Origin of the sequence: Burkholderia stagnalis, assembly GCF_902830275.1 — a bacterium.
Lineage (GTDB): Bacteria > Pseudomonadota > Gammaproteobacteria > Burkholderiales > Burkholderiaceae > Burkholderia > Burkholderia stagnalis.
Genome location: NZ_CADESW010000026.1, coordinates 45,606 through 72,249, shown reverse-complemented (window position 1 = coordinate 72,249; position 26,644 = coordinate 45,606). Strand labels below are relative to the sequence as shown.

Here is a 26,644-nt window from a genome sequence, read left to right as displayed (position 1 = left end):
ACGAAGAGGAAGTTCGGGGGACGTGTGCGCGGCACACGGATCGATGCGGCGTGATGGGTCGTCGCCAACAGTTCTGGCCCGGACTGTGCGGCACGCACAGACACGCGCGCCGCTCACGCCATGGGCGACGTCACTTCACGTAGATCGTGATCTTCTTCGAATAGATGGGAGGCTTCTGCGGCACGTGGTCGGCATCGCCCATCAACAGCTGCAACGTGTGCTTGCCCGGCGGAAGCTCCAGCGTGGTTTCGGTTTCGCCCGCGCCGAAATGCAGGTGATTCCGGTCGGACGGAATCGGCTGGTCCATCGGCGGCAGGTCCGTATCGACCAGCAGGTGATGGTGGCCCGTGTTCGGAAACTGCACGTGCGACGGCGCGACACCCATGTCTCGCAGGCCGAACCACACCCGGAACGGACGTCCGGCCGGCAGCACCTGGCCATCGTTGGGCCATCCGATGTAGACGACGGCCTTCGGGGCGTGCGTGGCGGTCTCTGCGGTTGCCGGCCCTGCCCATAGCAGCACCACGGCAGCGGCGAAGAGGATGAGCTTGTTCATGGCGTCGTTTCCCGGTTCGGGCGGCAGGCGCGGCGTGGCGCGCTACTTGACCGTGATCGTGATCTTCTTCGAATACACCGGCGGATCGTGCGGCACGTGATCGTGGTCGCCCATCAGCAGCTGCAGCGTGTGCTTGCCGGGCGGCAGCTCGATGCGCGCCTCGGTTTGACCGGCGCCGTAATGCAGGTGATTCCGGTCCGACGGTATCGGCTGGTCCAGCGGCGGGAGATCGGCGTCGATGAGCAGGTGATGATGGCCGACGTTCGGCCGCTCGATGCCTTTCGGGCAGATGCCCATGTTGCGCAGGCCCATGCGCACCCAGAACTTGCCGCCCGTGATCGTCGCACCGTCCGACGGCCAGATGATGTACGCCTCGGCGCCGGGCGGCGACGGCGAACGCCCCGCGGCGAAAACGATCCTCGGCACCAGGACGGTGGCGGCCATGACCAACAGCGTAGCCCTTCTTCGCATCGTGTTGCTCCTCGCGTGGGTGGCGGCGCGCGGCGTCGGACAGTGGAGCGTGTCTAACAGCTTAGGACGTAATCGACAGGAAGGCACATATCGGCGCGTGCGCGTGCATGTCTGTTTTTTTCAGGACCCGCGGGTGGTTCCGGTGATCGTCGCTGAACGTACGTGCTATCTTGAATGTGTCCTGGCCGTGCCCGCCGCAGACCGGCATTGCGCCCGCCACGACCGGACACCCGGCAACGGCTGCGCTCCGCCTTCGGCCATCTGATCCGACGGCGCACCCTGGGGGGCTGAATATGTGGCGAATACTCTTGCCCGCATGCCTGTTTGCGTCGATCTCGATGACGTCGAGCGTCTGCTCCGGCGAGATCGTGCATCCATTTGCCGCGCCGCCGCCCGCGTCCGCGCGTGCCGAGTCCGTCCAACCGGGCCGCGTCGCGCTCGTGATCGGCAACGGCGCATATCACGACCGTGTGCTCGCCAATCCCGTCCGTGACGCCGATGCGATGGCCGATGCGCTGCGAGCGCTCGGCTTCGACGTCATCACGCTGCACGATGCTACCCGGCAGCAAATGGTCGATGGGCTGGCGGCGTTCGAGCGCCGCGTGCCGGCCGGCGGCACCGGGCTGGTCTATTTTGCGGGCCACGGCGCCAGCGCCGGCGGAACGACATGGCTCGCACCCGTCGATGCCGACGTCGGCTCTCCGGCCGGCCTGTCGCGAACGGGCCTCGACCTGCAAACCGTGTTCGATGCGACGTCACGGCGGCACGGCGGCGGGATTGATCTGATCATTATGGATTCCTGCCTGAGTGCGCTCCCCGGCGCCGGCAACGTGGTGGCCCGCCTGCTGCCGCCGCATACGCTCGTCGCCTACGCAACGGCGCCCGGTAAAGACGCGGCCGACGGTGCAATGCATGGTGTCTACACCGCGGCGCTGCTGCAATCGCTCGCGTTGCCGGGGCTCGGCATCGCACAGGTCTTCGACCGCGCCGGTGCGATGGTCGAAAGCGCCACCGGGCATCGGCAGATACCTTGGGTTGCGTCGTCCCTTTCCGATGCGGCAACGACCCATGCGTTCACCGGGCCCCGTCGCGCGGGCGCCGTCGCCGGGCATTCCGGCACCGGCATCGGAAAAGGCTTCGACGTGTCGGCCGACCTCAGCGTCGTCACGCTCGACAGCCGGGGCGTGATGCCGAAAGACAGCGCCGAGCAATACGAAATCACGTTCTGGGAGTCGATCAAGGACAGCAAGGAGGCAGGCGACTACGAGGCCTATCTGAAGACCTACCCGAACGGCCGCTTCGCGCAGCTGGCGCAGGCCCGTCTTGCGCGGCTTCGGGCCGCCGCGCCCAAGGCGCCCGCGGCGTCCGCGCCTGCACAGACGGCGAGCCCCGCGCCGGCCCCTGCTCCCGTTCCGGCTCCGGCGCCAGCCTCGACGTCTGCACAGCCTGCACACGCGCCTGCTTCGTCGACGAAAGCGTCACCGCCCGCTACAGCGGCGGCCCCATCGGCACCGCCGGCACTGCCGCAGAAGGCGACCGCCGCCAATGAAATCCGGGATTGCCCGACATGCCCCGTCATGCTGACGGTCAGCCCCGGGACGTTCGCGATGGGCAGCAATTCGGGCGATCCGTCGGAAAAACCGGCGCATCGCGTGACGCTCGATCATGCTTTCGCGCTCGCGAAGGACGTGGTGACCGTCGCGCAGTGGAATGCGTGCCGCGATGCGGGCGCCTGTCCGCGCCTGTCCGGCGACAGCAACACCGCACCGAACGCGCCTGCGCGCGACCTGAGCTGGGACGATGCGCAACAGTATGTGAAGTGGCTGTCGAAAATCAGCGGCAAGTCTTACCGGCTGCCGACCGAGGCCGAATGGGAATTCGCGGCCCGTGCCGGCACCACGACGCGCTACTGGTGGGGCAACGAGATGCGCCCGGGCAACGCGAACTGCAAGGATTGCGGTTCGCCGTGGCGGGCGGAGGCACCGAACAACGTCGGGTCGTTCGCGGCCAATCCGCTCGGCTTCCACGACATGGGGGGCGGCGTATGGGAATGGGTCAGCGATTGCTGGCACAACTCGTACAAGAACGCGCCTGCCGACGGCCGCTCGTGGGACGAGCCGAACTGCCAGGTCCGCGTGATCCGCGGCGGCTCGTGGCGGGACGGGGCAAGCTACATGCCGGTGTCGACACGCTTCAAGTACGACAGCAGCGTACGCTATTCGGCAAACGGGTTTCGCGTGGCCCGGGACATGAAGTAGATCGATCATGCTCGAGCCCGAAATCGCGCCGGACGTATTTGGGCGCCGTATTCAATGATGTGACGGTCATTGCTTGAAAGTGGCCGTGCCATTTGATCAAGCATGCATCAGAGTCAGGCCGGGGCAATTCGGTCATGCCGTGGTTGGCGCTCGGCGCCGTCGTTGCTTTCGCGGTCGCCGCCGCAGCTTGCACGTTTGCGACGACTCGCCCGTTCGCGCGCGGCGTATCCTCGGAGCGCGTGACGGTCGGTGTCGGCGACTGGCTTACCCTGCGCCCCGTCGGCAAGACGGACGCGCCGCTGCCGCTGCTCTCCATCGATGGCGAGAACGATGAAAGTATCGACGTGCGGTTTGACGGCGCCAGACTCGACGCGACCAGCATCGACGTTCTGCGCCGGGACCTGCGATTCGACCCGTCGACGCACAGCCCCCGCGCCGCCACAGCCCTCAACTCTTCCCGGAACCTGCCGTTAACGCACAATGGCGCTCCCGTGACATGTGTCATCCGACGTACTGATCAGGTCGATCCGGGATCGTCAAATGCGGCATCGTGGCCAGTGCGCCGCGTTCGCCGCCGAGACGCGCCAGTCCGCCGGTCGCCGGATCGATGTTCGCCTACGAGGCTTCACTGTCTTTGGTCTGAGAATGTATCCGAGTAGCTACGATATTCCCGTTGCGCGCCTCGTCGTGCGCCAGATACTGTCCTGCACGCGAACCACGCCGGTGCGCGAGGTCGCCCGCCGCATCTTCGCCGAGCGCTGCAGTTCGATCGTCGTGATGGAAGAAGGCCAGGCCGTCGGCATCTGGACCGAGCAGGACGCACTGGCGGCCGGGGACAGCCCCGAGGCGCTCGACCAGCCGGTCGGCGACGTGATGAGCAGCCCGGTGCTGACGCTGGAGGCCAATACGCCGCTCGGCGAAGCGGCGACGCAGTTCAAGCAGTCGGGCGTGCGCCACTTCGTGGTCGTCAGGGACGGCGCGGCGATCGGCGTGTTGACCCAGACCGACGTCGTCGTGAACCAGGGCGCCGAATTCTTCCTGCGCCTGAAGTCGATCGATTCGATTCCCGTCCACGAGCCCGTCACGGTTCCCGAGCATGTCGCGCTGCGCGACGTCGTGGCGCGGATGCGCGCGGAGAAGCTCGACGCCGTCCTCGTCGCGTACGACGACGGCGGGCACGGCATCCTGACCGAGCGCGACATCGTCCGGCTGATCGCGGGAGACGGCATGTTCGGCACCGTCGGCGCGCACGCCAGCCGGCCGCTGCAGATGCTGGCCGCGAAGCAGAGCCTGTATGCGGCCCAGCGCTACATGATGCAGCAGAACATCCGCCACGTCGGCATTCACGACGACCGCGGCGCCCTCACCGGCTTGCTCGGCTTCGCGGACGTGCTGCAGAGCATCGAGCACGAATACGTGAACGAGCTTCGCAACGCATTGCGCGAGCGCGACGAAGCGCTCGGCCTCGCGCGCTTCAGCCTGCGCATGGCGGACCGGGTCTTCGAGTCGGCGCTCGAGGGCATCATGGTGACCGACCGGCACGCGAAAATCGAGCGCGTGAACCAGGCGTTCACGCGCCTCACCGGCTACACGGAAGACGAAGTGATCGGCCGCGACCCGAGCATGCTGAGCTCCGGCCGGCAGACGCCGGAGTTCTACCGGAACCTCTGGCAGGCGCTCACGACCGACGGCCACTGGCAAGGCGAAATCTGGAACCGGCGCAAAAGCGGCGAGCTGTTCCTCGAATACCTGACGATCACCAGCATCCGCGACATCGACGGCAAGATCTCGCATTACGCCGCGATCTTCTCCGATATCACCCAGCGCCGCCAGGCCGAGGAACGGCTCGCCTACCTCGCCACGCACGATGTCCTCACGGGCCTCGCGAACCGCACGCTGTTCGAGGAGCGGCTCGCGCACGCGATCGTCCAGGCGAAGCGGCGCCGCAGCAAGGTCGCGGTGATGTATCTCGATCTCGACCGCTTCAAGCTCGTCAACGACACCCTCGGCCACAACGCCGGCGACGAAGTGCTGAAGGTGGTGGCCGGCCGGATCGCGTCGGGCGTGCGCGCGAGCGACACGGTGGCGCGCATGGGCGGCGACGAATTCGCGCTGGTGCTCGAGGAAATCGACGACGTGCGCGACGTCGGGCGCATTGCGCGCCTGCTGCTGGATGAGGTGGGACACGCGATCGACATCGGCGACCGCGAGATCTTCGTGACGCCGAGCATCGGCATCAGCATCTATCCCGACGACGGCGCCGAGGCCGAGCAATTGATGCTGCTCGCGGATCAGGCGATGTACGGCGCGAAAAGCCGCGGCCGGAACGTGTTTCAGTTCTTCGAGAGCAAGATGACGTCGTCGGCGCTGGAGCAGCTCGAAACGCTCGGCGAACTGCATCGCGCGCTCGAACAGAACGAATTCCGCCTGTTCTACCAACCGCAATACGATCTGGCGAGCGGCAGGATCGTCGGCGTCGAGGCGCTGCTGCGCTGGATGCATCCGCGCAGAGGGCTGGTCGCGCCGGGCGAATTCATCGCGCTCGCGGAACGCTCCGCGCTGATCGTGCCGATCGGCCGATGGGTGCTGCGCGAAGCGTGCCGGCAGGCGCGCAAGTGGCTCGACGACGGCTACGCGTTCGGCCGCATCGCGGTGAACGTGTCGGCCAGGCAGTGTTTCGCCGACGGCTTCCTCTCGGATCTCACGTCGATCCTCAGCGAAACCGCCCTGCCGCCCGAGCATCTGCAGCTCGAATTGCTCGAAAGCATGGCCATGAACACGCGTGAGGAGATCGGCATCCTGCTCCGGGAACTGGCGACCCGGGGGATCAGCCTCGCGATCGACGATTTCGGCACCGGCTATTCGTCGCTGGTGTATCTGAAGGATCTGCCGGTCGACACGCTGAAGATCGACCGGTCGTTTCTCGCCGATTGCGGCGCGGACGGCGCGGACGGCCCGATCGTGCGGGCGATCGTCGCGATGGGGCGCGCGCTCGGCCTCGACGTCATCATGGAAGGCGTCGAAACCGAGCAGCAGCTGGCGTTCGTGCAGGAGATCGGTTGCCACCAGGCGCAAGGGTTCCTGCTGGCACGGCCGCAGCCGCCTGAGCAACTGATCGGGTTTGCGCGCAGCCGCGGCGATGGCGAAGCGGCGGCCGGCGACGATTGCGGGGCGGAACTGCTGGCGGAGTGACGCACGGCGCACGGCGCACGGCGCACGGCGCACGGCACCCTGAAACGATACTCGCCGCCCCGGTTCCCCATCCGAGCGCCATCCCTGAAACGACTTTTCGCGAGATGACAGCAATTTCAGGTAGGCGCCCCCGATCGTGCGAGGCGGCTCAGTTCATCCGGTCCGGCAGGATGTGGGCGCGGATCGAGCGGCCCTTCCACGAGATGTGGTCGATCCTCGCGCGAAGGTCGTAGAGGGCCACCGACGAGAGCGTGCCGAACCTGAGCAGCGTAATGGGGTCGCCAATGCCTGCCGGCACGCGTTCGATCGAATCGAACAGCGGGAATCCGTGCCGTTTCAGGAACGCGCCGATTTCGTCGTCACGCGCGCCTTCCTCGACGTTGATCAGCAAGAGTTCGGCCATGGTCGCTCCTTTGCGTTCATGCGAGCGTCGCCGCGGGCCGCTGCGCGGGCGGCGCGCCCAGCGCCGCGCGAATGCGTTGCAGCGCGTCCCACTGCCGCTCGCTCACCGTTTCGCTCTGCACGCGCGCGTCGCCCAGCAGCTTGTCCAGCAGGGTCAGCAGCCGCTTGCGGTCTTCCGGCCTGGCGAGCAGCGCCGGAAGCGTGGCGATGGCCTGTTGCGGCTCGTAAGTCGCGATGATCTCCTGCTCGCCATACACGCGCCGCCACTGATCGGGCGGCAGGTTCGGCAGATACTCGGCGTAGGTTTCGATGAGCTCGCGCTCCGTCGCAAGCTGCGCAAGCGGCAACGGCTCGCCGCTGCGCTCGAGCAGAAACGCCGCGCGCGCCACCGCTTCGGTATAGCCGCCCTGCCCGATCGACGCGAGCGCATCCTTCACGAACGGCAGCTCGCGGGGATCCGCCGCCGCGTGCGACGCGGGTTGGCGTTCGCGATGCCGGTCCGCGGCATGCAGCATGAACGGATGGGTGTACAGCGTGAAGAACAGCGACTCGACGCTCGCATCGCGCAGGGCCCGGAAACAATCGAGCGACGCGCTGACGATGTCCGAGCCGCGGCGTTCGAGTTCGCGCCACGGCCCGATATCGTCCGCGTGCTGGCGGTTGGCCTTGATCGTGGCGGCGGCCGGCTTCAGCCATTGAAGCCACGGGTTCAAGTCCGAAAACGCCCAGCGCTGGAAGCGCAGCGGATGAAAATCGCGCAGCAGGCGCGCGGTGGTCTCGTTCGACGCCTGCTGCACGTACGGCTGCATGAACAGCTCATACGCGCGCTGCGTGAATTCGGACAGCTCGGCGACGGCTTCGAAGGCGGCTTCGTCCTTGCGCCCGAAGCGGTTGAAATGCTTCGCGATCTCTTCGAGACGGTGCTCGGCGAACGTGACCTCGTAGGTGAGCTTCCCGTCGGCGCCCTTCGCCTCCTGGAGCGACATCGCATAGAGGCCGGGCGGAAGCGTTTCGATCGCATCCAGCACGTTGACGATCTGCGCGTGCTCCTTTTTCGCGACCTTGCCCGACACGAAGATGCCGAGATGGCCCACGTCCTCTTCCACCAAGCCGATGATCACCTGCCCGCGCGACTTGATCTCCTCGGTGCTGCCGTAGATGTCCGCCACCCAGTTGAACGCCTGCTGCGGCGGCGTGATGTTGTCGCCCATCGACGCGAACAGGATGATCGGCGAGCGGATCTTGCGCAGGTCGAACGCCTCGCCCGCGCCGTCGCGCACTTCGCCGGACCAGAGCTTGTTGCCGACGAACAGGTTGCGCGTGATCCATTCGATCTCCTCGCGGTTCATCAGGTAGTAGCCGCCCCACCAGCGCTCGAATTCGAGGAACCGCGGCGGCTCGGTGTCGATGTTGTCGTACACGTGGTAATACTTGTCCCACAGCGTATTTGCCGGGTTCAGGTACTCGAAGTTCTGCACGAGATGCGCGCCGTCGAACTTGCCGTGGCCGAGGTCCGACGCGAACGACGCGAGCCAGGTGCCGCCCAGTATCCCGCCGGCATAGCGCATCGGATTGTCGCTCGGGCCTTCGCTCCATGCGCCGCTCCAGTACGACATCGGCGCCCCGTTGATGACGATCGGGCCCGTGTCGTCCGCCGACGAGCTGGCGAGCATCATCGCGGCCCAGCCGCCCTGGCAGTTGCCGACGATCGCCGGCTTCTCGCTGTCCGGATGCAGCGCGCGCACTTTCCGGACGAATTCCTGCTCCGCCGCGCACACGTCGAGCAAGGTCTGGCCGGGTTCGGGATCCTGGAAAAACACGACGAAGTACACGGGATGCCCGGCGCGCAACGCGACGCCGACTTGCGAATCGTCCTTGAAGCCGCCGATGCCGGGCCCGTGCCCCGCGCGCGGATCGATGATCAGGTAAGGCCGCTTGCGATCGTCGACGATCACGCCGTTCGGCGGCTGGATGTGAACGAGCGCGTAATTGACGGGCCGCGCGAAATGCCTGCCGTCGAGCACGACGTCGTAGTCGAAATGCAGCGCGGGCTTCAGCCCCTGTGCCACGCGCTCGACGTATTGCGTGCCGCGCTCGCGCATCGTGTCCCAGAACAGCAGCGAGCGCTGCGCGGCGTCGACCGCATAGTGCCATGCGCTCAAGGGCGACAAAGGCGTGGCGAACGGCGCGGCGCGGCCGTCGTGGCCGTCGAGCGCTTCGCTCAACCGTTTCCCGTACTGATCCAGCGCGTTCCCGGTGCGCTTTTGCAGGACGTGGGCAATTTCCGTGGCGATCTCATGACTGCGCGCCAGTTGCGTGGCAGCATCCATCACTCTCTTCTCCAAAGGGGGCAAGGTCGATCTCGACGCATGCCGGGGCCGGCCGCCTCGTGTCAGCCCAGCACGTGCATCCCCGCGTCGATATAGTGAATTCCGCCGGTCATCGCGCGTGCCGCGTCGCCGGCGAGAAAGGTGCACAACGCGCCGACGTCGTCGATTTCGAGCGGCCGGCGCAATGGTGCGCGCCGCGCGGCGTCGTCGAGCAGGCGGTCGAAGTTCGGAAGCCCGGATGCGGCCCGCGTCGGCAATGCGCCGGGCGAAATGGCGTTCACGCGAATGCCCGCCGGCCCGAGCTCGACCGCCAGGTATCGAACGGTGGCTTCCAACGCGGCCTTGACCGGCCCCATCACGCCATACTCGGCGATGACTTGATCCGCGCCGATATAGGTCATTGCCATCAGGCTTCCGCCGGACGTCATCAACGGCTCGGCACGCTTGGCCATCCGGATGAACGAGTGGCACGACGTATCCATCGCGAGCGCGAACCCTTCCGGGGAGCTGTCGACGACGCGTCCGTGCAGGTCGGCTTTGGGTGCATAGGCAACGGCATGCAGCAGAAAGTCGAGGCCGCCCCACGTTTCTTCGAGGGAGTCGAACACCGCGCGCATCTGGTCCGCGCGACCCACGTCGAGCGGCATCGCAATGGCCGGCTCGAGCTGCTTCAGCAGCGGCTCGACATGGGGCAGCGCCCGGTCGGACTGCCACGTCACGGCCAGTTCGGCGCCCGCCGCGCGAAATGCGCGCGCGCAGCCCCACGCGATGCTGTTTTCATTGGCGATGCCGACGACGAGCCCCCTTCGACCCTGAAGCGGCCGCGCGTCGAGGCACGGCATCCCTGAATCGCGCGCATCGTTGTTCGTCATCGCGAAACCTCCGGTCGAATTCTTTCACGCGGCGAACCCGTGAAAAGGCCGATGTGTCCAGTCCGCGCATGCGATGCGCGGTTGCGACTCATTCTAGGGTTTACGCGATGACGTCAGGAGGATCGAACGCGGCATGTTTGATTTACCGCAAATCCTTTTGGAGTCGAATTGCCGTACCGGCAGTTGCCATGTACCCGCTGCTCGCGAGGTCGAGTGCCGTGTGCCGAGTGCCGAGTGCCAGGTGCGTCACGCTGCCGCACCCTTGTAGGAAATGCCCTACAACGCTTCCTCGACACCTACCGCAACTTCAAGCACGGCTGATTTCACCGGCGTGCGCCGACGTCCATACTGCCTGGCGAGAATACCGAACAACTGCGTGCCCGCCGGCCCCGGACCGCTCTCCCCGTCTCATGACGGTCGCGTAAACGGATCGTTCCGCCCGGCACGGGCAGCCTGTTCGACAAGACGGCCCATGCCTCGACAGGGCATGAAGACCCGTCGACAGCGCCGCGCATCGGCGCGGCTCACCGACACCCCATCGAATTGGAGCAGACCATGTTGAGCGAGGCCCAACGCCCGGCAGCGATGCCGCGGCACGCTGTTTCCCCCCTGCACCCGGTCGCGCGCGAGGACCAGCCGAAGCGCACCGCGTCGCGTTGCTCGTCGTGCTCGATGCGCGCCGTGTGCATGCCGAGCAACCTGAGCACCGAGGATTTCGCGCGTCTCGACGCGATGATCTGCACGACGCGCCATGTGCGGCGCGGCGAGGCCCTTTACCGCTCGGGCGACACGTTCCACAGCATCTACGCGGTGCGCACCGGTTCGTTCAAGACCGTCATGGTGCACCGTGACGGCAACGAGCAGGTGACCGGCTTCCAGATCGTCGGCGAGGCGCTCGGCCTCGACGGCCTGCATGGCGGCCATCACAACGGCGATGCGATCGCACTCGAGGACAGCACGGTCTGCATCATCCCGTTCGGCCAGCTCGAACAGCTCTGCCGCGAGGTGCGGCCGATGCAGCAGCACGTGTATCAGATGATGGGCGGCGAGATCGTCCGCGAATCGGCGTTGATGCTGCTGCTCGGCACGATGACGGCCGAACAGCGCGTCGCGGCGTTCCTGCTGAACCTGTCCGCGCGCTTCAAGGCGCGAGGCTACTCGTCCGCCGAGTTCGTGCTGCGGATGACGCGCGATGAAATCGGCGAGTATCTCGGGATGAAGCTCGAAACCGTCAGCCGGATGCTGTCGAAGTTCCAGCGCAGCGGGATGGTCGCGGCGCGCGGCAAGCAGATCCGCATCGTCGATGCGGACGGCCTGGCGCGCATCTGACATCCGACGGCCGCGCAGGCGAAACGCCGAAGGCGGCCGGCTGCCGTATTGCAGGCGGCGTGCCGACGCCTTCATCTGCGTGACTAGGCTGCTGCCGCGGCAGCGTGCGCATCGTCGCCGCGCACGAGCAGCACCGGGCAGCGCGAGCTGCGCAGGAAGCGCTCCGCGACGCTGCCGACCATCAGGCGCCGGATGCCGCGCCGGCCGTGCGTGCCGACCACCGCCAGGTCGATCGCCTGCTCGTCGACATAGCGCTGCAGGCGTTCGGCGATGTCCTCGCCGATGCTTTCCGTTTCGATCAGTTCAGTATCGCCGTTCACCGCCGCGCGCGCAATGGTGCGCTCGGCGTCGCGCAGCACGGCCACGCCGTCGCGCCGGATCTCCTCGATCAGCGTATGCGGATCGACGCGCCCGGCGTAGGTGAACAGCACCGACTTGTCGGCGACGTACACCGCCACCAGGCGGGCGCCGCTGGCCTTCGCCACTTTCAGGCCTTCGTCGAGCGCCAGTTTCGACGATGCGCTGCCGTCTACCGCAACCATGATCTTCGTGTACATGTCTTGAGCCTCGCTGGGTGGATTGCCGCGCATTCTCGTTGCGCGCGGCTTCATCACCATCATCGGCGCCTGGCGGGACGACACGTTGATGCCGCTCAAGAATGGCGATGCGCACGCGCGCGACAAAGCGCCACGGCCGGGGCATGCGCGCGCCGCATCGCTTGCACGCTCCCCGCCCGGGCCGCGACGAACCCGCTATCATCGATTCCTTTTATGCGTCGGCCGGCGCGCACGCGCGGGCCGCCAACGATCGACGGAGACGACATGACGACCCTATTCGAACGCGTGGACGGCGCCGCGCAGCATCTGCTCGCCGCCCGTCATGCCGGCGTGGCCGGCCCGCTCCTGCCGGAGGCGTACCGGCCCGACGACATCGAGACGGCGCTGGCGATCCAGCGCCGCGTCGTCGAGCTGTCCGGCGAGACGATCGGCGGCTGGAAATGCTCGGTGCCGCCACCCGGGCGCATCGTCGTCGCGCCGATCTTCGCGTCGGCGATCCATCCGGCGGGCGGCCTGTTCCGGGTCGTCGCCGATACGCTGACCGTGCGGATCGAGCCGGAAATCGCGTTCGTGCTCGATCGCGACCTGCCGCCGCGCGAACGGCCCTACGACGAGGACGAGGTGCGCGCGGCGATCCGCGAAGTCCGCGTCGTGCTCGAAGTGCTCGGCTGCCGCTATGCGGACCCGTCGAAGGCGAGCGTGCCGGAGCTGCTGGCGGACGCGCAGTTCAACCAGGGGCTGTGTGTCGGGCCGGTCGTGCCCGACGGGCTGAACGTGCCGCTCGACACCATCGCGCTCGAGTTCGGCGGCGGCCTGAACCGCACGATCGACGGCCGTCATTCGGACGGGCATCCGCTCAGGCCGCTGCTGTGGCTCGTGAATTTCCTCGCCGCGCGCGGCGACGCCGTCCGCGCGGGCCAGATCGTGACCACCGGTTCGTACGCCGGCGCGATCGAGGTGCCGCTCGGCCAGGCGCTGACGGCGCGGTTCGGCGAACTCGGCAGCCTCACGGTGGAACTGGTCGCCTGAATCGCCGACGCCGCGCTATGCGTCGAGCTCGGCGTAGTGCCGGAAGATCCCTTCCTCGTTGAACGGAATGCGCCGCTCGGACGCGAGGTAGCGTGCGACCGGCGGATGCTGCGCCACCCGGTCGTGCAACGCGGTCAGCCTCGGATGCTTCGGTTCGATGCGGGCCATCGCGTTCGGGAACGCGTAGCGCAGCCCTTCGATCACCTGGAAGATCGACAGGTCCGCATAGGTCAGCGTGTCGCCCGCCATGCAGCCGCTCTTGTGCGGATTGTGCGCGAGCACCTTGCCGAAGTAGCCGAGGAACTTCGGCACGCGGTGCTTCAGGAAATCCCGCGCCCGCGCCTCGGCCTCCGGCATCTGATCCTCGTAGTACAGACTGCTCGCGATCGGATGATGGGTGTCGTGCACTTCGTTGACGAAATCGGCCACCGTCAGCTGCAGCTGATGGACCCACAGGCGCCCGGCTTCGTCGCTCGGCGCCAGCCCGTGGCGGCTGCCGAGGAACAGCAGGATGTTGGCGGTCTGGCCGATCAGCTGGTCGCCGGCCTTGAGGAACGGCGGCGCGAACGGCAGGCAGGTCTCGGACGCACTGTCCAGCAGCCGCGTCATCGCCGGCATGCCCATGCCGCGCCCGGAGCGGCGCGCGACGTCCACGTAGTCGGCTTCGGCCGCTTCGAGCGCCAGCCGCACGAATTCGCCGCGGCCCTGGATGCCGGGCCAGTAGTAGAGCTCGTAACGCATGCTGCCCTCCCCGTTGCACGATGACCACCCTGATGGATCCGGCCGCGGGCCTTGCGTCTGCCGGCCCGGCGGCGTCGCGTGTTGCCGACGGCGACTGACAGTCTAGGCGGAACCGGAATGGCCGTCATGCGGCGTGGATGGCCATCCGGGAAGCATCGGCCGTGCCAGGTATCAGCATTGCCGGCTAAAAAGGTGCGCGCTTAAGCCTCGGTTAATTCACGCGTCCTACGCTGGAAGTGTCGTACCGCGACGCGGCCGTTTCGGCCCCGCGCGTCACGCGCCGGCCGATACGGCCGCCGCGACGGTACGCACGACGTCACGGCGCAAGCGGCGAAGCCGGCGCCCTCTCCGAACGCTTATCCCCGCCGGTCCGACCCCGCTCGATGCCGTGATTCGACCCGGCGCGGCGCATGCCGTCGCGTCGGGCTTCCGAAGCCGTCGCAACTGCAGTTTCGCGACCAAGACAGAGGGAGGCAATCATGAAAACCTCGACCCCATTGACGCTGGGCATCGCCGCGCTGGTGCTCGGCATGGCCGCACAGCCGGCGCCGGCCGCGGACGAAGCCCAGCTGTCCGCGCCCGACCACGCGGGCCAGGTCGCCTATCGGTCCGGCGGCATCGGCACCGACCAGTCAGCCGAAATGAAGCAGGACATGCGCCACTATTCGCTCACGCTCGAATTTGCGGCGCGCGCCGGCGGCGGCAGCAACGAGTACCTCGCGGACATCCCGGTGAGCGTCACCGACGCGCGCGGCCGACAGGTGCTGTCGACGGTGACCGAAGGGCCGTTCCTGCTGGCCGCGCTGCCGGCCGGCCGCTATTCGGTGACGGCCACCTACAACGGCCGGACGCAGCGGCGCAGCGTGCAGGTACACGCGTCGTCGCACGTTCACGAAGTATTCCTGTGGAACATGTGACGGGCGGTATCGATAGCGGGCACGCCTGAAGGGTCAGGCTTCGGGTGCGTGGCAGACCACTTCGATGTTGTGCCCGTCCGGACCGATGACGAACGCGGCGTAGTAGTTCGCGTGGTAGTGCGGGCGCAGCCCGGGCGCGCCATTGTCCCGGGCGCCCGCCGCCAGCGCAGCGCGATGGAACGCGTCGACCTGCCGGCGAGTGTCGGCCATGAACGCGAGGTGAAGATGCGCCGGTTTCTCGTCGGTCTGGAACAGGCACAGGGAAGGCTTGCCCTTCGGGCAAAGCTCGACGCCGTACGCCGGCGGCCCCTCCGACGCCACCTCTACGCCGAGCGGCTCGAGTGCCGTGAGGAAGAACGCCTTGCTCGCCGCATAGTCGCTGACGCCGAATTTCACGTGGTCGAACATCGCTGCTCCTGAAGTGGGCGGCTGGTGCAAGGCCCGGCGTTTGCGACGGCGTGCTTCTGCCGGACGGCCGGCAGCTCGCCGTCCTCGTTGACTCCGTCGCTAGCCCGGCACGTCGACCGATTCGCGTGCCGCAGGCAACGCGTGCGACGCATCGCGAGCCGTGTCGCGTCGTACGAGCCGCCGATGCAGCCATGCCGACAGCACGCCCGACGTGATGAACGCATCGGCGGTCGCGATCACGTCGATCCCGGCGAAACCGTCGGCGATGTCCAGCAGGCCGTTCCTCAGCAAGACATAGCCGACCATCGACGCCGTGCCGACGCCCATGCCGAGCAGCACGAACCACCTGCGGCGCACGCGCGCGCCGATGGCGGCCAGAATGCCGCCGGCGAACGCGGATGGCAGGAAATAGCCGAAGAAGAACGACCCGAAGAACACCAGCAGGATCATTTGGCCGCAGAGCTTCAGCGTGTCCCACGACGGCCCGTCGATCGCGGACCACGCGACCAGCATGACGGCGGGCCAGATGAGCGCCGCGACGAGCGGCCCGCCGATGGCGAACGACACGCAGCCGAAGATGGCGCGGCTGGGCAGGCGCAGCGGCGTGCGCGGCGGATTGGGCGCGGCGGTTGTCATGTTTGTTGTCGGTGATCGGAATGGCGGCTCGCGCAAGTGTAGCGCGACGCGTTCGATTTCCGGGGCGTGCCATGCGACCGGGTGGTCGTGCTGGCGCAACTGGCGGGGAGCAAGCCGGCGGACGACGACGGCGCGGCAGACTGACGGCCGAAGCGCGTCGCATGGTGCGGCGCAATACGGAATAAGCGGCGGCCGCGGAACGTTTCGTGTTCGCTCGGGCACCCGCCCGTCGACAGGAGGTTGAGATGAAATCGACAACGCTGGTCGCAGCCGTGCTCGCGGCGCTGGCGCTCGTGCTGTCCGCGGGCTGCATGTCGCAGCCGGACAGCGGCGCGTCGAACCATGCGGTCGGCCGCTACGGTGGCGGCGGCTCGGGTGGCGGCGGTGGAGGTGGCGGCGGCGGTTACTGACCGCTTGCCCCCCACCCGGCATACCGCCGCGCGCGAGCGCCGGAAACCGGCCGCTTCGCGCGGCGCCGCCCCGCCGTTGCGCGTCAGCGCATCGCCTTCACGTCGGCCGGCGTCACGCTCGCCGGCTGCCCGCCCCACGTCGCGCGCAGGTAGTTCGACAGCTGCGCGAGTTCGTCGTCGCTCAGCGTTCCGGCGAAGCCCGGCATCGGCTGCAGGTTCTCGACGCCGGCGAACTTTTGCTCGTCGATGCCGTCGAGCATCGCGACGAGCAGGTTGCGCGGGTCGCCCTGGCGCAGCGTCGAGTTGCCGTGCATCGGCACCGCGACGTGCGGCTTGCCCTCGCCGTTCAGCCCGTGGCAGCCCGCGCACACCGCGACGTACACCGAGCGGCCGGCCGCGAGCTGCGCGGCATCGGCCGACACCGGCTTGACCGGCTGCGGCGCTGGCGGCTTGTCGCCGAGCAGGTACGCGGACAGCCCGCGCAGGTCGTCCTTCGTCAGGTACTGCGTGCTCAGGTGCACGACCGGATACATCTCGCCGAAGGCGGAGCCTTGCGGCGCGATGCCGACCGCGAAGAACGCCTGAAGATCCGTGCCCGTCCAGCCGCGCGCGGCGAGGCCCGCCGGCGTGATGTCGGGCGCTGCCACGCGGCCGAGCGCCGCGCCCGCGAACGGCTTCGCGCCGTCGAGCTGGCCCGTGACGCTGCGCGGCGTATGGCATTCCGCGCAGTGGCCGAGCGCGTTCGCGACGTAGCGGCCGCGCCGCCAGTCGGCGGACTGGCCGGCCGATGCGTCGGGCAGGCTGTCCTTCAGGAACAACAGGTCCCACACGGCCATCCCGAACCGCAGGTTGTACGGGAATTTCAGTTCGTGCTCGCGGTTGGCGACGGCGACGGGCTTCACCGACATCAGGTACGCATACATCGCATCGGCGTCGGCGCGCGTGAGCTGCCGGTACGACGTGTACGGCATCGACGGATACAGGCGCTTGCCCGGCGCCTTGCCGTCGTGCAGCGCCGCGTAGAAGTCCTCGGCGCTCCAGCTGCCGATCCCGTGGTCCTTGTCCGGCGTGATGTTCGAGCCGTAGAACGTGCCGTACGGCGAATCGAGCTTCGCGCCGCCGGCGAACGGCGCGCCGTCCTTGGCGGTGTGGCACGCGGCGCAGTCCGCGGCGCGCACCAGGTAGCGGCCGCGCGCGATCTGCTCGGGCGTGGGCGCGGCGCCGGCCACGGCAGGCGCATCGCGGCCGCCGCAGGCGGCCAGCAGCAGCGCGCAGGCGGCCGCGAGCGCGGGCACGCGCGCAAGGCGCGCGACTCGATGGGCGAATGTGCGTGTCATGCGGCGTCCTTCACGAGTCCCGGCGTGGTCATCACGACGTCCTTCACCGCTTCGTAGTAGCGGACGTAGCCCGTGCAGCGGCACAGGTGCGCGTCGAGCGCGTCGGTGATCGTGCGCTCGACGTCGGCCTTCGCGACCGGCTGGCGCTTGAGCCGCTCGATCAGCACGGTGGCCGCGTTCACGAAGCCCGGCGTGCAGTAGCCGCACTGGAAGCTGAAATGCTCGAGGAACTTCTGCTGGATCGGCGACAGCTCGACCACCTCGCCCGCGTCGTTGCGCTTCGCGTGGCCCTCGATCGTGCGGATCGCGCGGCCGTGGAAGAAGTGCGCGCCGGTGATGCAGCTGCGCACCTCCTCGCTGGTGCCGTCGGGCTTGTCGAGGATCACCACGCACGCGTGGCAGATGCCCTGCCCGCAGCCGAGCCGCGAGCCGGTGAGCCCCGCATACTCGTGCAGGAACTCGATCATCATCAGCCCTTCGGGCACCTGCATCGGGCCGACGGACTTGCCGTTGATGGTCACCGACAGCGGCTTCGGCTGGAACCGGACGAGCGGACGCTCGACCGGCGCGGCCGGCTGGGCCGGCACGGTGGCGGCGGATGCCGGCGCGGGCGCGCTGGCGCTGGCGGCGGCCGGGGTAGCCGGCGTGACGACGCCGGCGGCGCTCGCGGCCGACGCGGCGGTTTGGGCGGTCGTCATGCGAGCACCTCCTGGATCTTTTGCGGGGTCACCGGCAAGTCGGTGAAACGATGGCCGATCGCGTGCGCGATGCCGTTCACGATCGCGCCGACGACCGGGATCATCACCACTTCGGCGACGCCCTTCGGCGGATCGGTTTCGGACAGCGGCGGCAGCACGTCGCCCGTCTGCGTCCACACGGCGACGTCGGACGCGCGCGGCAGCGTGTAGCGGTTGAAGTTCCACGTACCGTTGCCGGGGCCGTCCTCGTACAGCGGCAGGTATTCGTGCAGCGCATGGCCGATGCCCATCGCGAGGCCGCCCTGCAACTGGCCCGACACGAGCTGCGGCGAGATCTGGTTGCCGCACTCCATGATCGAGTGGTGCGTGAGCAGCTCGACCTTGCCGGTGGCTTCATGCACGGCCAGCTCGACGAGCGTGCCGACCGCCGTGTAGTACGTGACGGCCGCGTTGTTGCGGCTCGTCGGCGGGATGAACACGCGCTTGCGGTCGAGCACGCGGTAGCCGTTCGCGGTCGGCGGCAGCGTGGCGCGGATCGCGGTCGCGCCGGCCGGCGCGGCCGTGCCCGGCACCGGCCCGTTCGCGTCGCCCGTGCGCGGCGCGCCGACGCGCAGCGACAGCCCGTCGATCGGCAGCCGCTCGGTGACGCCGCCGATCTCGAACTCGGCGTCGGTCCACTGCCAGCGGTTGAACACGTGCACGACCGCGCCGGTCGGCAGGCCGAGCGCATGCGCCTGCTTCGCGAGCTGCGCGAACGTCAGCGGCTCGAGGCCGTCGGCGGTCAGCTTGCCGTCGACCCAGCGCGCGTCCTCGATGCGGACCGTGTACGGCGCGGCTTGCCCGCCGCCGAGGCCGCGCGACCAGATCGACATCGCGGCCGGCCACAGCCCGTAGCGGAACACCGCGCGCGCGGCTTCGCGCGTGCTGTGCGTGAAGTAGTACGCGGAGTTCGTCGCGCTCGACGGCGACGCATAGCTCGGCGACCAGCGCGGGTTCGCGCTGAGCCGGTCCTGGTCGGCCTGCGACATCAGGTACGGATCGCCGCTCGTCTCGACCGGCAGGTCCGGCCACTCCGTCAGCGCGACGCGCACGTCGGTCGCCGGGCGGCCGAGCCATTTCGCGACCGCGACGGCCTGCGACGTCGACATCCCGGTGCCGATCTCGGCCGCCGTGTGATGCAGCGTGACCTTGCCGGTCTCGTCGAATTCGACCTTCGCGAACGACGCTTCCGCGCCGGTGCCGAAATCCTTCTGCACGCACGCGAAACCAACGCCGTAGCGCCGGCCCGGATGCGCGGCCTCGAACTCGGCCTTGCGGGTGGCGCGGCGCGTCCACAGCGGGTGCCGCCGCGCGCGTTCGAGCACTTCGTCGACGCGCAAGGCGCCGGCGGGAATCGCGCCCTGGGTGTTCTTCATCCCCGAGCGCAGCGCGTTCTTCAGGCGGAACTCGATCGGGTCGAGCTGAAGCTGCGCGGCGATCTCGTCGATCGCCATCTCGGTCGCCGCCATGCTTTGCAGCGTGCCGTAGCCGCGCGCGGAACCGGCGTCGATCGCGCGCGACGCGATCGCGACCGCGGCGAGATCGCTCTTCGGGAAGTAGTAGATCGATTGCGCGGCGGTCGCGCCGACCATCGCGACCGACGGCGAGAAGTTGCTGCGCCCGCCGCCGTTCGCCTCGAAGTCGCCCTTGAACGACTGCAGCAAGCCCGTGTTGCGGTCGACCGCGATCCGGTAGCGCATCCTGAACGCGTGGCGCTTCAGCGACGTCTGGAACTGCTCGTAGCGGTCGTTCGCGAAGCGCACCGGGCGGCCGTCCGCGTACAGCGCGCAGACGAGCCCGTAGAACGGCACGTTGAAGTGGTCCTTCGACCCGTAGCCGACCGTGTAGCACGGATGCACGAACAGCTTCTTCACCGGGAAGCGGCATTTCGCGACCATCGCGGCGGCGTTCTCGGCGACTTCGAGCGGCGACTGGGTCGGCACGACGAGGTGCAGCGCCTGCGCTTCGGCGTCGTACCAGCAGTTCGCGTTGTCGGGCTCGAGCGCGGCGGTGTCGACCGACTGCGTGTTGTATTCGCGGTCGAACACGAGCCAGTCGGCGGCCGGATGGTCGAGTTCGTCGGCGATCCGCGCCGCATGGAACATCCCCTGCTCGTCGAGCTTGCCGTGCTCCTTGCCGTCCGGCCACACGGGCTGGCGCTTGCGCATCATGCTCGGGAAGATCGGCGCGTCCTTCAGGCTCGAATAGGCGTCGTCGTCGTAGGCCGTCTTGCCGCCCACCCGCACGTAGCGGAACGTGCCCCACGGGTCGCGCTCGAGCGGGCCCGTGACCGCGCCGTAGCGGATCACGTCGTCGCGGAACTTGAGCAGGTTCTTCGCGAAGCGGAAGCGCGCGAAATCGTGGTAGATCAGGATCGCGACCGCATGGCCGAGATACGCGGGCGTCTTGCCGGCGGGCAGCAGCATGTCGTCGCCGTAGAACGCCGGGAACGCGACGCCGTCGCGCGCGAGATCGTCGGCGGTGACGATGCGGTCGGGTTTCAGGTCGTCGCCGAGCAGCGACAGGTCGAAGCCTTCGTAGACGCGGTCGGCCTGCGCGACGCGCAGGATCAGCGCATGCGACTGCTGTTGCGGCCAGTGCGGCATGTCGGCCGCGCGCACGTCGCGGGCGAACACTTTCGCGCCCGTGACCTTCGCGATGCCGTCGATGCGGAATTGCGGGATGCCGGTGACGCTATCCCATTTGACGGGGGTGAGGAGTTTTTCTTCGAAGAGCGCCGCGAATGCGCGGCTGCCAATGGGCGCGACATAGACCGCGACGCCCGCCAGCACGCTGGCTTTCAGAAAACCCCGCCGTGACAGGCCGTGGTTTTTCATTGGGAGAACCTCCTGATGCGGCTCGTACGGCGATCGGGTGTCTGTCGCGGCGTTCGGAGCGGCGCGCATTCTGTCATCTTTCTGTGTATGCCGGCTATAGCATTTCTCGCATGTATTACTTATTGGAATGCTTATAACGGTGACGGACCGCTCCTTCCGGGCGATCCTGCCCGCCGCGCGTCGCATGCCCGAGACGCGCGCGCCGCGATGGCGGCCGCCTTGCGCGCGGGGCGGCTGCCGCGACATGGCCCACCCGACCGGCCGGCGATGTTTCGTGCTAATGTCATACGCATCCGGCCACCGGTTTCGCCCGCAACGATGCCGTGCGGGCGCCGCCAGCCCGCTTCGTGTCGAGGTCATCGATCATGACGGTCAGGGCGTCACTCCTGTACTCCGTTCTCGCTACCCCGCCTTCCGGCCATTACCGCGTCACGGCCGCGCTACGCCCGGCCCTGCTTTCCACCCTGTTCGAAGATATCCGGCCGATGTTCCTGTCCGGCCTCGCGAGCGGCTTCGTCGCAGCCGTCGCGCTGGTGCGGCTGCAGCAGACCTGGTGCATCGTGTGGCTGCTCGCCGAGCTCGGCCTGCTGTCCGCACGGGTCGCGATCGCGCGCGCATATGTCGTGCACCGCGACGCGGGCATCGACTGCGCCGAATTCTGGGCGCTGCGCTACGCGCCGGTGTCGCTCGTCGCGTGCTTCGTGCTCGGCCTCGGCACGATGGCCTGCGTCGAGGCCGTCGACGTCGAGATGGGCACGCTGTCGGTGCTCGTGGCGGGCGGCGTGTTCGGCGGGATCGCGTCGCGCAATTCGGCGCTGCCGCGTCTCGCGATGACGCAGATCACGCTCGGCGTGCTGCCGATCGGCGTCGGCGCGCTGCTCGCCCAGCGCAGCGGCGCGTGGCTGCTGCTGCCGCCGCTGGCGATCTACCTGGTGGCGATGCGCACGGTCGTGCAGCGCCACTACACGGTGCTGGTCGCGCTGATCTCGGAGCGGCAGCGCAATGCGGCGCTCGCCGCGCGCTTCGATGCCGCGCTCACCTACATGCCGCACGGCCTGTGCATGGTCGACCCCGAGGACCGCGTGATCGTCGCGAACCGGCGCACCGCGCAGCTGTTCGGCTCGCCGCGCGAGATCATGCTGAACAGCCCGTTTCCGGACGTCGTCGCAGCGCTCGGCGCGGGCGTGGCCGCGGAGCCGGACGAGACGGAGCTCGCCGCGTACTGCCGCAACTGGCTGAACCGCGAGCCCGCGCCGCTCGAGCTCACGCTGGCCGACGGGCGGCAGCTCGAGATGACGCGCCACCAGGTGCCGGACGGCAACGCTGTGGTGATCGTCGAGGACGTCACGGCCCGCCGCCGCGCGGAGCGGCATATTCGCCACCTTGCACGGCACGACGCGCTGACGGGCCTGCCGAACCGCCACGAGCTGCACGCGGAGCTCAAGCGCATGCTCGCGCGGCGCCACGGGCAGGCGATTGGCGTCATGTATCTCGACCTCGACGGCTTCAAGGCGATCAACGACCGGTTCGGCCATCACGCAGGCGACGAGGTGCTGACGCAGGTCGCCGCGCGTCTCGGCGAGACGCTGCCGCCGGGCGAACTGGCCGCGCGCATCGGCGGCGACGAGTTCGTCGTCGTGATCCGCGACACGACGATGCAGGCGTGCTCGCTCCTCGCCGCCCAGATCATCCGGCAGATCTCCGCGCCCTATGTGCTGTCGATCGGCGAGACCGTCACCCTCGGCATCAGCATCGGGATCTCGCTCGACGGCGACGGCGACACGCCCGACGACCTGATCCGGCAGGCCGACAGCGCGCTGTACGACGCGAAGACGTCCGGCAAGGGCAGGTTCCGGTTCTACTCGAACGGCAGCCGGCGCGTCGCGCCCGCGGCCACAGGCTGACCAGCGTCAACCGACGGCGGTTTCATCCGCGCAGCATTTCACGCTCCGCACACGCGCCGGGCTGCCCGCGTCACGTTACATGTTCCGTAACATCGGCCCGCGCACGCCGCGCAGTTCGCTGCAGAAGGCGGCACGATCGACGCATCGGCGGGGTTTCATGACCTGGCACCGTTATTGCTCCTCATCGGGTAACAAAGAACACGCCCGGGGAGACCATCATGGATACCGTCGAAGTCATCAGCCGCAACGAAGCGATCAACGAAGCCAGCGTGATCGACGGCACGACGCTGATCAGGCGTCTCACGTCGTTTCGCCGTCCCGACCCGCGCGAAGCCGCGTGCGTGACGAATCCGCCGCTCACGGCATATGGCGCGTACCGTCAGGGCGTCGACGACTACGCCGCGCGGCGCGCGAATCCGTATCGCGCGGGCAGCCGTTTCTGGGCGCTGTGGGAAGAAGGACGTATCGAGGCTGAAACCGACGGACGTTGACGCCGTGCACGCGGCAGAGCGGCGTCGCACCAGGCGGCGCCGGGCATGGCCGCATGATTGATGCCGTTGTCGGCCCTCACGGCCCGTTTCACCGATGCAACCGCGGGCGTGGCCGGGCGATCTCCCGGCCGATGCCCCGATGCGCGCCGCCCAGCCGTTGCGCCCCCTCCCGTCGATCCTCGTCTTGACCGATCTCCTCAGGCGCGCAGCCCGCCGCGCCGCGCGATCGCCGTTTCCCGATAAGATGGCGCATCCCTTCGCTCGACGTCCGACCCTCGATCCGAACATGACCGCCACCTTCTCCCCCCGCAACCCGATCCACTGCGAAATCGATCTCGACGCGCCGGGCAAGCATGCCGGCTACCTGCGCCTGCCGCATTCCGTGCACCGTTCCGCGTACGGCTGGCTGCCGATTCCGATCGCGTCGATCCGCAACGGCGACGGGCCGGTCGCGCTGGTGATGGCCGGCAACCACGGCGACGAATACGAAGGCCAGATCGTCGTGTCGCAACTGATGCGCGAGATCGAGCCTGAGATGGTCAACGGCCAGCTGATCCTGCTGCCGATGGCGAACTTTCCCGCGGCGGCCGCGGGCCTGCGCGTGTCGCCGCTCGACGAAGGCAACCTGAACCGCAGCTTCCCCGGCGACCCGGCCGGCACGCCGACGCAGATGATCGCCCACTACATCGAGCACGCGCTGCTGTCCCGCGCGCAGTACCTGGTCGACCTGCATTCGGGCGGCAGCTCGCTGCTGTACCACGGCGGCAACATGCTCGCGATCGATCCGCTCGACGCGGACGAGGCCGCCCGCCTCAACGGGCTGCTGGCCGCGTTCGGGCTGCCGAACGCGCTGCTGCATGCGCCGAATCCCGTGCATTCGGCGTCGGCCGCGCGGCGGCAAGGCGCGATCTCGATCGTCACGGAACTGGGCGGCGCGGGCATGGCCGACCCGGCGCTGATCCGGCTCGGCCGCCACGGCCTGCTGCACTACCTCGGCTACATCGGCCTGCTGCACGGCGCGCTGGTGCCCGACGCGCCGCCGGCCGTCACGCGCTTCATGCGCGTCGACGGCGATCGTCACTTCGTCTACGCGTACGAGCAGGGTCTCTATGAACCGCTCGTCGAACTCGGCGACCAGGTGCGCGCCGGCCAGCCGGCCGCGTGGGTGCACTTCCCCGACACGCCGCTGCGCGAGCCCGTGCTGCACCGTTTCGCGGGCGACGGCGAGGTGGTCTGCAAGCGGGTGCCCGCGCAGGTGCGGCGCGGCGACTGCCTGTTCCAGCTCGCGGAGCCGACCGCCGCGCCGGCCTGACGCGCGGCCGCCGCGTTTCACCGATCCCCTCTGATTCCCCCGCCCCCGCCCGGCCGTCTTCCACGCGCCGGGCAACGCTGCGCGTCCCGCCGCGCATCGCGCGCCACGTGAAAGTCTTCTGACGCGCGCGACGAAATCCTTATCGAAATTCCTTCGTTCGCCCCGGTTCGCGCGGGCGGTAACGTGTTCGTCACAGCAGCGGCCGCTCGCATGCGTCGCAGGACCTGCGTTCGCCGCTATCGAAACGAACAGCGCGCCGCGATAACGGCAAGGCCGCACGCCCGAGCGTCGACCTGCCTGCCCGCGTCGCGCGCCACCCGTGCCGCCCATCGCCATGACCGACCGCATCATCGACACCACGCCGCTCGACGTCCGCGCTCAGCCGCTGATCGACGCGCTGATCGACGAATACGCGACCCGCTACCACGCGTACCGCCCCGACAGCCTTGGGTCGGCCCGCGAGGAACTGGCGCGCTACCCGGCCGAGCGGTTCGCGCCGCCGGAAGGCGCGTTCGTGCTGCTGCTGCGCGACGGCGAGACGATCGGCGGCGGCGCGTTCAAGCGCTACGACGCGCACACGGCCGAGCTGAAACGCATCTGGACGCATGCGGACCTGCGCCGCCAGGGGCTCGCGCGCCGCATCGTCGAGGCGCTCGAGGTGCGCGCCGCGCAACAGGGTTACCAGCGCATCTACCTGACCACGGGCTTTCGCCAGCCGGAGGCGTGGGCGCTCTACGATCGCACGGGCTACACGCGCCTGTTCGATTCGTCGATCGATCCCTTCGCGTATTTCCATCTGCCGTTCGGCAAGGATCTCGTCGAGCCGTCGCGCACGACGACGCTCGCCGATCTGTGGGCGCCCGAGCCGGCGCTGCCGCGCTGAGCCGGCCTTCCGTTTTCCACCCTCGACACCCATCCCCGGATCCGACCGATACAGGACGCCTACATGCAACGAGCCGCACCCATCGTTTCCCATGCGCTGCGCGCGCTGAGCGCCGCGCTGATCGGCCTGACGGCCGTCGCCGCCACGGCCGCGACGTTCGACCTGAGCCCCGAGCAGCGCGGCCGCCCGCGCGCGTCCACCGACCCGGCCGTGGTGGCCGCGGTGCCGGCCTCGTTCAAGTTTGCGGAGCCGGACACGCTGACCATCGGCATCGCGCCGAGCCTGCCGCCGATCAGCACCTACGCGACCGACGCGCGCACGGTGGTCGGCTTCGACGCCGACGTCAGCCAGCTCGCGGCCGACAGCCTCGGGCGCAAGCTTAAGATCGTCGCGCTCGCGTGGCCCGACTGGCCGCTCGCGCTCGCGTCGGGCAAGGTCGACGCGGTGATCTCGAACGTCACCGTCACCGAGGAGCGCAAGCAGAAGCTCGATTTCTCGACGTACCGCCGCGACCTGGTCGGCTTCTACGTGCGCAACGACAGCAAGATCACGGCGATCCGCGAGCCGAAGGACGTCGCGGGGCTGCGCATCGTGACCGACGCGGGCACCAACCAGGAGAAGATCCTGCTCGAGTGGGACCGCCAGAACGTCGCGCAGGGGCTCAAGCCGGTTGCCGTCCAGTACTACGACGACCAGGCGATGCGGATCGTCGCGGTGCAGTCGGGCCGCGCCGACGCCGTGCTGAGCGTGAACTCGGTGCTCGCGTACCAGAGCGCGCAGCAGGGCAAGACGCGGCTCGTCGGCGCGATCAGCGGCGGCTGGCCGCGCACCGCCGACATCGCGATCGCGACGCGCAAGGGCAGCGGCCTCGCCGAGCCGCTGACGCTCGCGCTGAACGGGCTCATCCACAACGGCCGCTATCGGCAGGTGCTCGAGCGCTGGAACCTCGGTTCCGAGGCGATCGACCAGTCGCGCACCAATCCGCCGGGCCTGCCGAAGACCTGATCCCCCACGCCCCCTCACCCCACGCCACGC

General features: G+C 68.6%; 24 protein-coding genes and 1 pseudogene. 13 read left to right on the top strand and 12 right to left on the bottom strand.

The genetic code is table 11. The features are described from left to right. Positions 1 to 130 precede the first annotated feature (130 nt). Together HWY45_RS31740 and HWY45_RS31735 are read right to left on the bottom strand one after the other, a co-directional pair. Positions 131 to 556 (bottom strand): DUF4399 domain-containing protein, encoded by a 426-nt coding sequence (locus tag HWY45_RS31740; RefSeq protein WP_059559031.1) that lies wholly within the window; start codon positions 554 to 556, stop codon positions 131 to 133. A gap of 42 nt (positions 557 to 598) precedes the next feature. Further along, positions 599 to 1,000, bottom strand: coding sequence for a DUF4399 domain-containing protein (locus HWY45_RS31735; protein WP_230950988.1), 402 nt, complete (start codon positions 998 to 1,000; stop codon positions 599 to 601). Between HWY45_RS31735 and HWY45_RS31730 the strand changes: the two genes are divergently transcribed. The 4 genes and pseudogenes from HWY45_RS31730 (at position 999) to HWY45_RS31720 (ending at position 6,477) form a co-directional block, all read left to right on the top strand. Then, complete coding sequence (locus HWY45_RS31730; protein WP_170304052.1) at positions 999 to 1,292, top strand: hypothetical protein; 294 nt, start codon at positions 999 to 1,001, stop codon at positions 1,290 to 1,292. The genes HWY45_RS31735 and HWY45_RS31730 overlap by 2 nt on opposite strands. Positions 1,293 to 1,320: 28 nt before the next feature. Then, positions 1,321 to 2,070, top strand: a pseudogene (locus HWY45_RS37515) (caspase family protein); the annotation flags it as partial. A gap of 144 nt (positions 2,071 to 2,214) precedes the next feature. Continuing rightward, positions 2,215 to 3,285, top strand: coding sequence for a formylglycine-generating enzyme family protein (locus tag HWY45_RS37510; protein ID WP_376698568.1), 1,071 nt, complete (start codon positions 2,215 to 2,217; stop codon positions 3,283 to 3,285). A 645-nt stretch (positions 3,286 to 3,930) separates the two neighbouring features. Then, positions 3,931 to 6,477, top strand: coding sequence for an EAL domain-containing protein (locus tag HWY45_RS31720; protein WP_059881130.1), 2,547 nt, complete (start codon positions 3,931 to 3,933; stop codon positions 6,475 to 6,477). A gap of 148 nt (positions 6,478 to 6,625) precedes the next feature. On the opposite strand, the gene HWY45_RS31715 is transcribed toward HWY45_RS31720, so the two are convergent. The 3 genes from HWY45_RS31715 to fabI form a co-directional block, all read right to left on the bottom strand. After that, positions 6,626 to 6,880, bottom strand: coding sequence for a hypothetical protein (locus tag HWY45_RS31715; protein WP_059559014.1), 255 nt, complete (start codon positions 6,878 to 6,880; stop codon positions 6,626 to 6,628). A gap of 16 nt (positions 6,881 to 6,896) precedes the next feature. Further along, on the bottom strand, positions 6,897 to 9,209 hold the full coding sequence (locus tag HWY45_RS31710) for a DUF3141 domain-containing protein (protein WP_059881132.1): 2,313 nt from the start codon (positions 9,207 to 9,209) through the stop codon (positions 6,897 to 6,899). Between the two features lie 62 nt (positions 9,210 to 9,271). Continuing rightward, on the bottom strand, positions 9,272 to 10,081 hold the full coding sequence (gene fabI, locus HWY45_RS31705; RefSeq protein ID WP_414143462.1) for an enoyl-ACP reductase FabI: 810 nt from the start codon (positions 10,079 to 10,081) through the stop codon (positions 9,272 to 9,274). Between the two features lie 585 nt (positions 10,082 to 10,666). On the opposite strand from fabI, the gene fnr reads away from it, so the two are divergent. Beyond that, positions 10,667 to 11,410, top strand: coding sequence for a fumarate/nitrate reduction transcriptional regulator Fnr (gene fnr, locus HWY45_RS31700; protein ID WP_124483942.1), 744 nt, complete (start codon positions 10,667 to 10,669; stop codon positions 11,408 to 11,410). Positions 11,411 to 11,493: 83 nt separating this feature from the next. On the opposite strand, the gene HWY45_RS31695 is transcribed toward fnr, so the two are convergent. Beyond that, a complete protein-coding gene (locus HWY45_RS31695) occupies positions 11,494 to 11,967 on the bottom strand; it encodes a universal stress protein (RefSeq protein WP_059881134.1) in 474 nt (157 codons plus the stop codon). A gap of 264 nt (positions 11,968 to 12,231) precedes the next feature. Between HWY45_RS31695 and HWY45_RS31690 the strand changes: the two genes are divergently transcribed. Beyond that, positions 12,232 to 12,996, top strand: a complete 765-nt coding sequence (locus tag HWY45_RS31690; protein WP_059881197.1) for a 2-keto-4-pentenoate hydratase — start codon at positions 12,232 to 12,234, stop codon at positions 12,994 to 12,996. A gap of 15 nt (positions 12,997 to 13,011) precedes the next feature. Here the strand turns inward: HWY45_RS31690 and HWY45_RS31685 are convergent, their stop codons facing one another. Next, positions 13,012 to 13,737: a glutathione S-transferase gene (locus tag HWY45_RS31685; protein ID WP_059558994.1), complete on the bottom strand. Its 726-nt coding sequence runs from the start codon at positions 13,735 to 13,737 to the stop codon at positions 13,012 to 13,014. Positions 13,738 to 14,216: 479 nt separating this feature from the next. On the opposite strand from HWY45_RS31685, the gene HWY45_RS31680 reads away from it, so the two are divergent. Next, the gene (locus HWY45_RS31680) at positions 14,217 to 14,654 is read left to right on the top strand and encodes a carboxypeptidase-like regulatory domain-containing protein (protein ID WP_063895632.1); all 438 of its coding nucleotides are present in this window, start codon (positions 14,217 to 14,219) and stop codon (positions 14,652 to 14,654) included. A 33-nt stretch (positions 14,655 to 14,687) separates the two neighbouring features. Here the strand turns inward: HWY45_RS31680 and HWY45_RS31675 are convergent, their stop codons facing one another. Next, positions 14,688 to 15,062, bottom strand: coding sequence for a VOC family protein (locus HWY45_RS31675; protein ID WP_059881138.1), 375 nt, complete (start codon positions 15,060 to 15,062; stop codon positions 14,688 to 14,690). 99 nt (positions 15,063 to 15,161) lie between these two features. Further along, positions 15,162 to 15,698, bottom strand: coding sequence for a hypothetical protein (locus HWY45_RS31670; protein WP_059881140.1), 537 nt, complete (start codon positions 15,696 to 15,698; stop codon positions 15,162 to 15,164). A 245-nt stretch (positions 15,699 to 15,943) separates the two neighbouring features. Here HWY45_RS31670 and HWY45_RS31665 point away from each other — a divergent pair, with 245 nt between their 5' ends. Beyond that, positions 15,944 to 16,108 (top strand): hypothetical protein, encoded by a 165-nt coding sequence (locus HWY45_RS31665; RefSeq protein ID WP_170304053.1) that lies wholly within the window; start codon positions 15,944 to 15,946, stop codon positions 16,106 to 16,108. Positions 16,109 to 16,191: 83 nt separating this feature from the next. Here the strand turns inward: HWY45_RS31665 and HWY45_RS31660 are convergent, their stop codons facing one another. Genes HWY45_RS31660 through HWY45_RS31650 form a run of 3 tightly spaced genes read right to left on the bottom strand, consistent with a single transcriptional unit; the run spans position 16,192 to position 21,019 of the window. Then, a complete protein-coding gene (locus HWY45_RS31660; RefSeq protein ID WP_059805134.1) occupies positions 16,192 to 17,445 on the bottom strand; it encodes a cytochrome c in 1,254 nt (417 codons plus the stop codon). Beyond that, positions 17,442 to 18,143 (bottom strand): (2Fe-2S)-binding protein, encoded by a 702-nt coding sequence (locus HWY45_RS31655; protein WP_059881142.1) that lies wholly within the window; start codon positions 18,141 to 18,143, stop codon positions 17,442 to 17,444. The genes HWY45_RS31660 and HWY45_RS31655 overlap by 4 nt, the downstream gene beginning before the upstream one ends. After that, positions 18,140 to 21,019 carry a xanthine dehydrogenase family protein molybdopterin-binding subunit gene (locus HWY45_RS31650; RefSeq protein WP_059881144.1) on the bottom strand — a complete coding sequence of 960 codons (2,880 nt, stop codon included), beginning with the start codon at positions 21,017 to 21,019 and terminating at the stop codon, positions 18,140 to 18,142. The genes HWY45_RS31655 and HWY45_RS31650 overlap by 4 nt, the downstream gene beginning before the upstream one ends. 365 nt (positions 21,020 to 21,384) lie before the next feature. Here HWY45_RS31650 and HWY45_RS31645 point away from each other — a divergent pair, with 365 nt between their 5' ends. The 5 genes from HWY45_RS31645 to HWY45_RS31625 all read left to right on the top strand — a co-directional run bounded on the left by HWY45_RS31645 (position 21,385) and on the right by HWY45_RS31625 (position 26,614). Continuing rightward, a complete protein-coding gene (locus HWY45_RS31645; protein WP_059881146.1) occupies positions 21,385 to 22,923 on the top strand; it encodes a sensor domain-containing diguanylate cyclase in 1,539 nt (512 codons plus the stop codon). A gap of 218 nt (positions 22,924 to 23,141) precedes the next feature. Next, positions 23,142 to 23,414 carry a hypothetical protein gene (locus HWY45_RS31640; protein WP_059881148.1) on the top strand — a complete coding sequence of 91 codons (273 nt, stop codon included), beginning with the start codon at positions 23,142 to 23,144 and terminating at the stop codon, positions 23,412 to 23,414. Positions 23,415 to 23,700: 286 nt separating this feature from the next. Continuing rightward, entirely contained in the window at positions 23,701 to 24,726 is a 1,026-nt protein-coding gene (locus tag HWY45_RS31635; protein WP_059881150.1) for a succinylglutamate desuccinylase/aspartoacylase family protein, read from the top strand. Between the two features lie 328 nt (positions 24,727 to 25,054). Then, complete coding sequence (locus HWY45_RS31630) at positions 25,055 to 25,609, top strand: GNAT family N-acetyltransferase (protein WP_059805243.1); 555 nt, start codon at positions 25,055 to 25,057, stop codon at positions 25,607 to 25,609. Between the two features lie 63 nt (positions 25,610 to 25,672). Then, entirely contained in the window at positions 25,673 to 26,614 is a 942-nt protein-coding gene (locus tag HWY45_RS31625; protein ID WP_059564402.1) for an ABC transporter substrate-binding protein, read from the top strand. Positions 26,615 to 26,644 lie beyond the last annotated feature (30 nt).

Coding starts and splice junctions, on each gene's coding strand:
- HWY45_RS31695 (WP_059881134.1), bottom strand. CDS start 11,967: ATGTACACGAAGATCATGGTTGCGGTAGACGGCAGCGCATCGTCGAAA.
- HWY45_RS31680 (WP_063895632.1), top strand. CDS start 14,217: ATGAAAACCTCGACCCCATTGACGCTGGGCATCGCCGCGCTGGTGCTC.
- HWY45_RS31640 (WP_059881148.1), top strand. CDS start 23,142: ATGGATACCGTCGAAGTCATCAGCCGCAACGAAGCGATCAACGAAGCC.
- HWY45_RS31670 (WP_059881140.1), bottom strand. CDS start 15,698: ATGACAACCGCCGCGCCCAATCCGCCGCGCACGCCGCTGCGCCTGCCC.
- fnr (WP_124483942.1), top strand. CDS start 10,667: ATGCCGCGGCACGCTGTTTCCCCCCTGCACCCGGTCGCGCGCGAGGAC.
- HWY45_RS31660 (WP_059805134.1), bottom strand. CDS start 17,445: ATGACACGCACATTCGCCCATCGAGTCGCGCGCCTTGCGCGCGTGCCC.
- HWY45_RS31665 (WP_170304053.1), top strand. CDS start 15,944: ATGAAATCGACAACGCTGGTCGCAGCCGTGCTCGCGGCGCTGGCGCTC.
- HWY45_RS31685 (WP_059558994.1), bottom strand. CDS start 13,737: ATGCGTTACGAGCTCTACTACTGGCCCGGCATCCAGGGCCGCGGCGAA.
- HWY45_RS31625 (WP_059564402.1), top strand. CDS start 25,673: ATGCAACGAGCCGCACCCATCGTTTCCCATGCGCTGCGCGCGCTGAGC.
- HWY45_RS31655 (WP_059881142.1), bottom strand. CDS start 18,143: ATGACGACCGCCCAAACCGCCGCGTCGGCCGCGAGCGCCGCCGGCGTC.
- HWY45_RS31645 (WP_059881146.1), top strand. CDS start 21,385: ATGACGGTCAGGGCGTCACTCCTGTACTCCGTTCTCGCTACCCCGCCT.
- HWY45_RS37510 (WP_376698568.1), top strand. CDS start 2,215: ATGCCGAAAGACAGCGCCGAGCAATACGAAATCACGTTCTGGGAGTCG.
- HWY45_RS31635 (WP_059881150.1), top strand. CDS start 23,701: ATGACCGCCACCTTCTCCCCCCGCAACCCGATCCACTGCGAAATCGAT.
- HWY45_RS31650 (WP_059881144.1), bottom strand. CDS start 21,019: ATGAAAAACCACGGCCTGTCACGGCGGGGTTTTCTGAAAGCCAGCGTG.
- HWY45_RS31735 (WP_230950988.1), bottom strand. CDS start 1,000: ATGGCCGCCACCGTCCTGGTGCCGAGGATCGTTTTCGCCGCGGGGCGT.
- HWY45_RS31720 (WP_059881130.1), top strand. CDS start 3,931: ATGTATCCGAGTAGCTACGATATTCCCGTTGCGCGCCTCGTCGTGCGC.
- HWY45_RS31730 (WP_170304052.1), top strand. CDS start 999: ATGACCAACAGCGTAGCCCTTCTTCGCATCGTGTTGCTCCTCGCGTGG.
- HWY45_RS31715 (WP_059559014.1), bottom strand. CDS start 6,880: ATGGCCGAACTCTTGCTGATCAACGTCGAGGAAGGCGCGCGTGACGAC.
- HWY45_RS31740 (WP_059559031.1), bottom strand. CDS start 556: ATGAACAAGCTCATCCTCTTCGCCGCTGCCGTGGTGCTGCTATGGGCA.
- HWY45_RS31710 (WP_059881132.1), bottom strand. CDS start 9,209: ATGGATGCTGCCACGCAACTGGCGCGCAGTCATGAGATCGCCACGGAA.
- HWY45_RS31690 (WP_059881197.1), top strand. CDS start 12,232: ATGACGACCCTATTCGAACGCGTGGACGGCGCCGCGCAGCATCTGCTC.
- HWY45_RS31675 (WP_059881138.1), bottom strand. CDS start 15,062: ATGTTCGACCACGTGAAATTCGGCGTCAGCGACTATGCGGCGAGCAAG.
- fabI (WP_414143462.1), bottom strand. CDS start 10,081: ATGACGAACAACGATGCGCGCGATTCAGGGATGCCGTGCCTCGACGCG.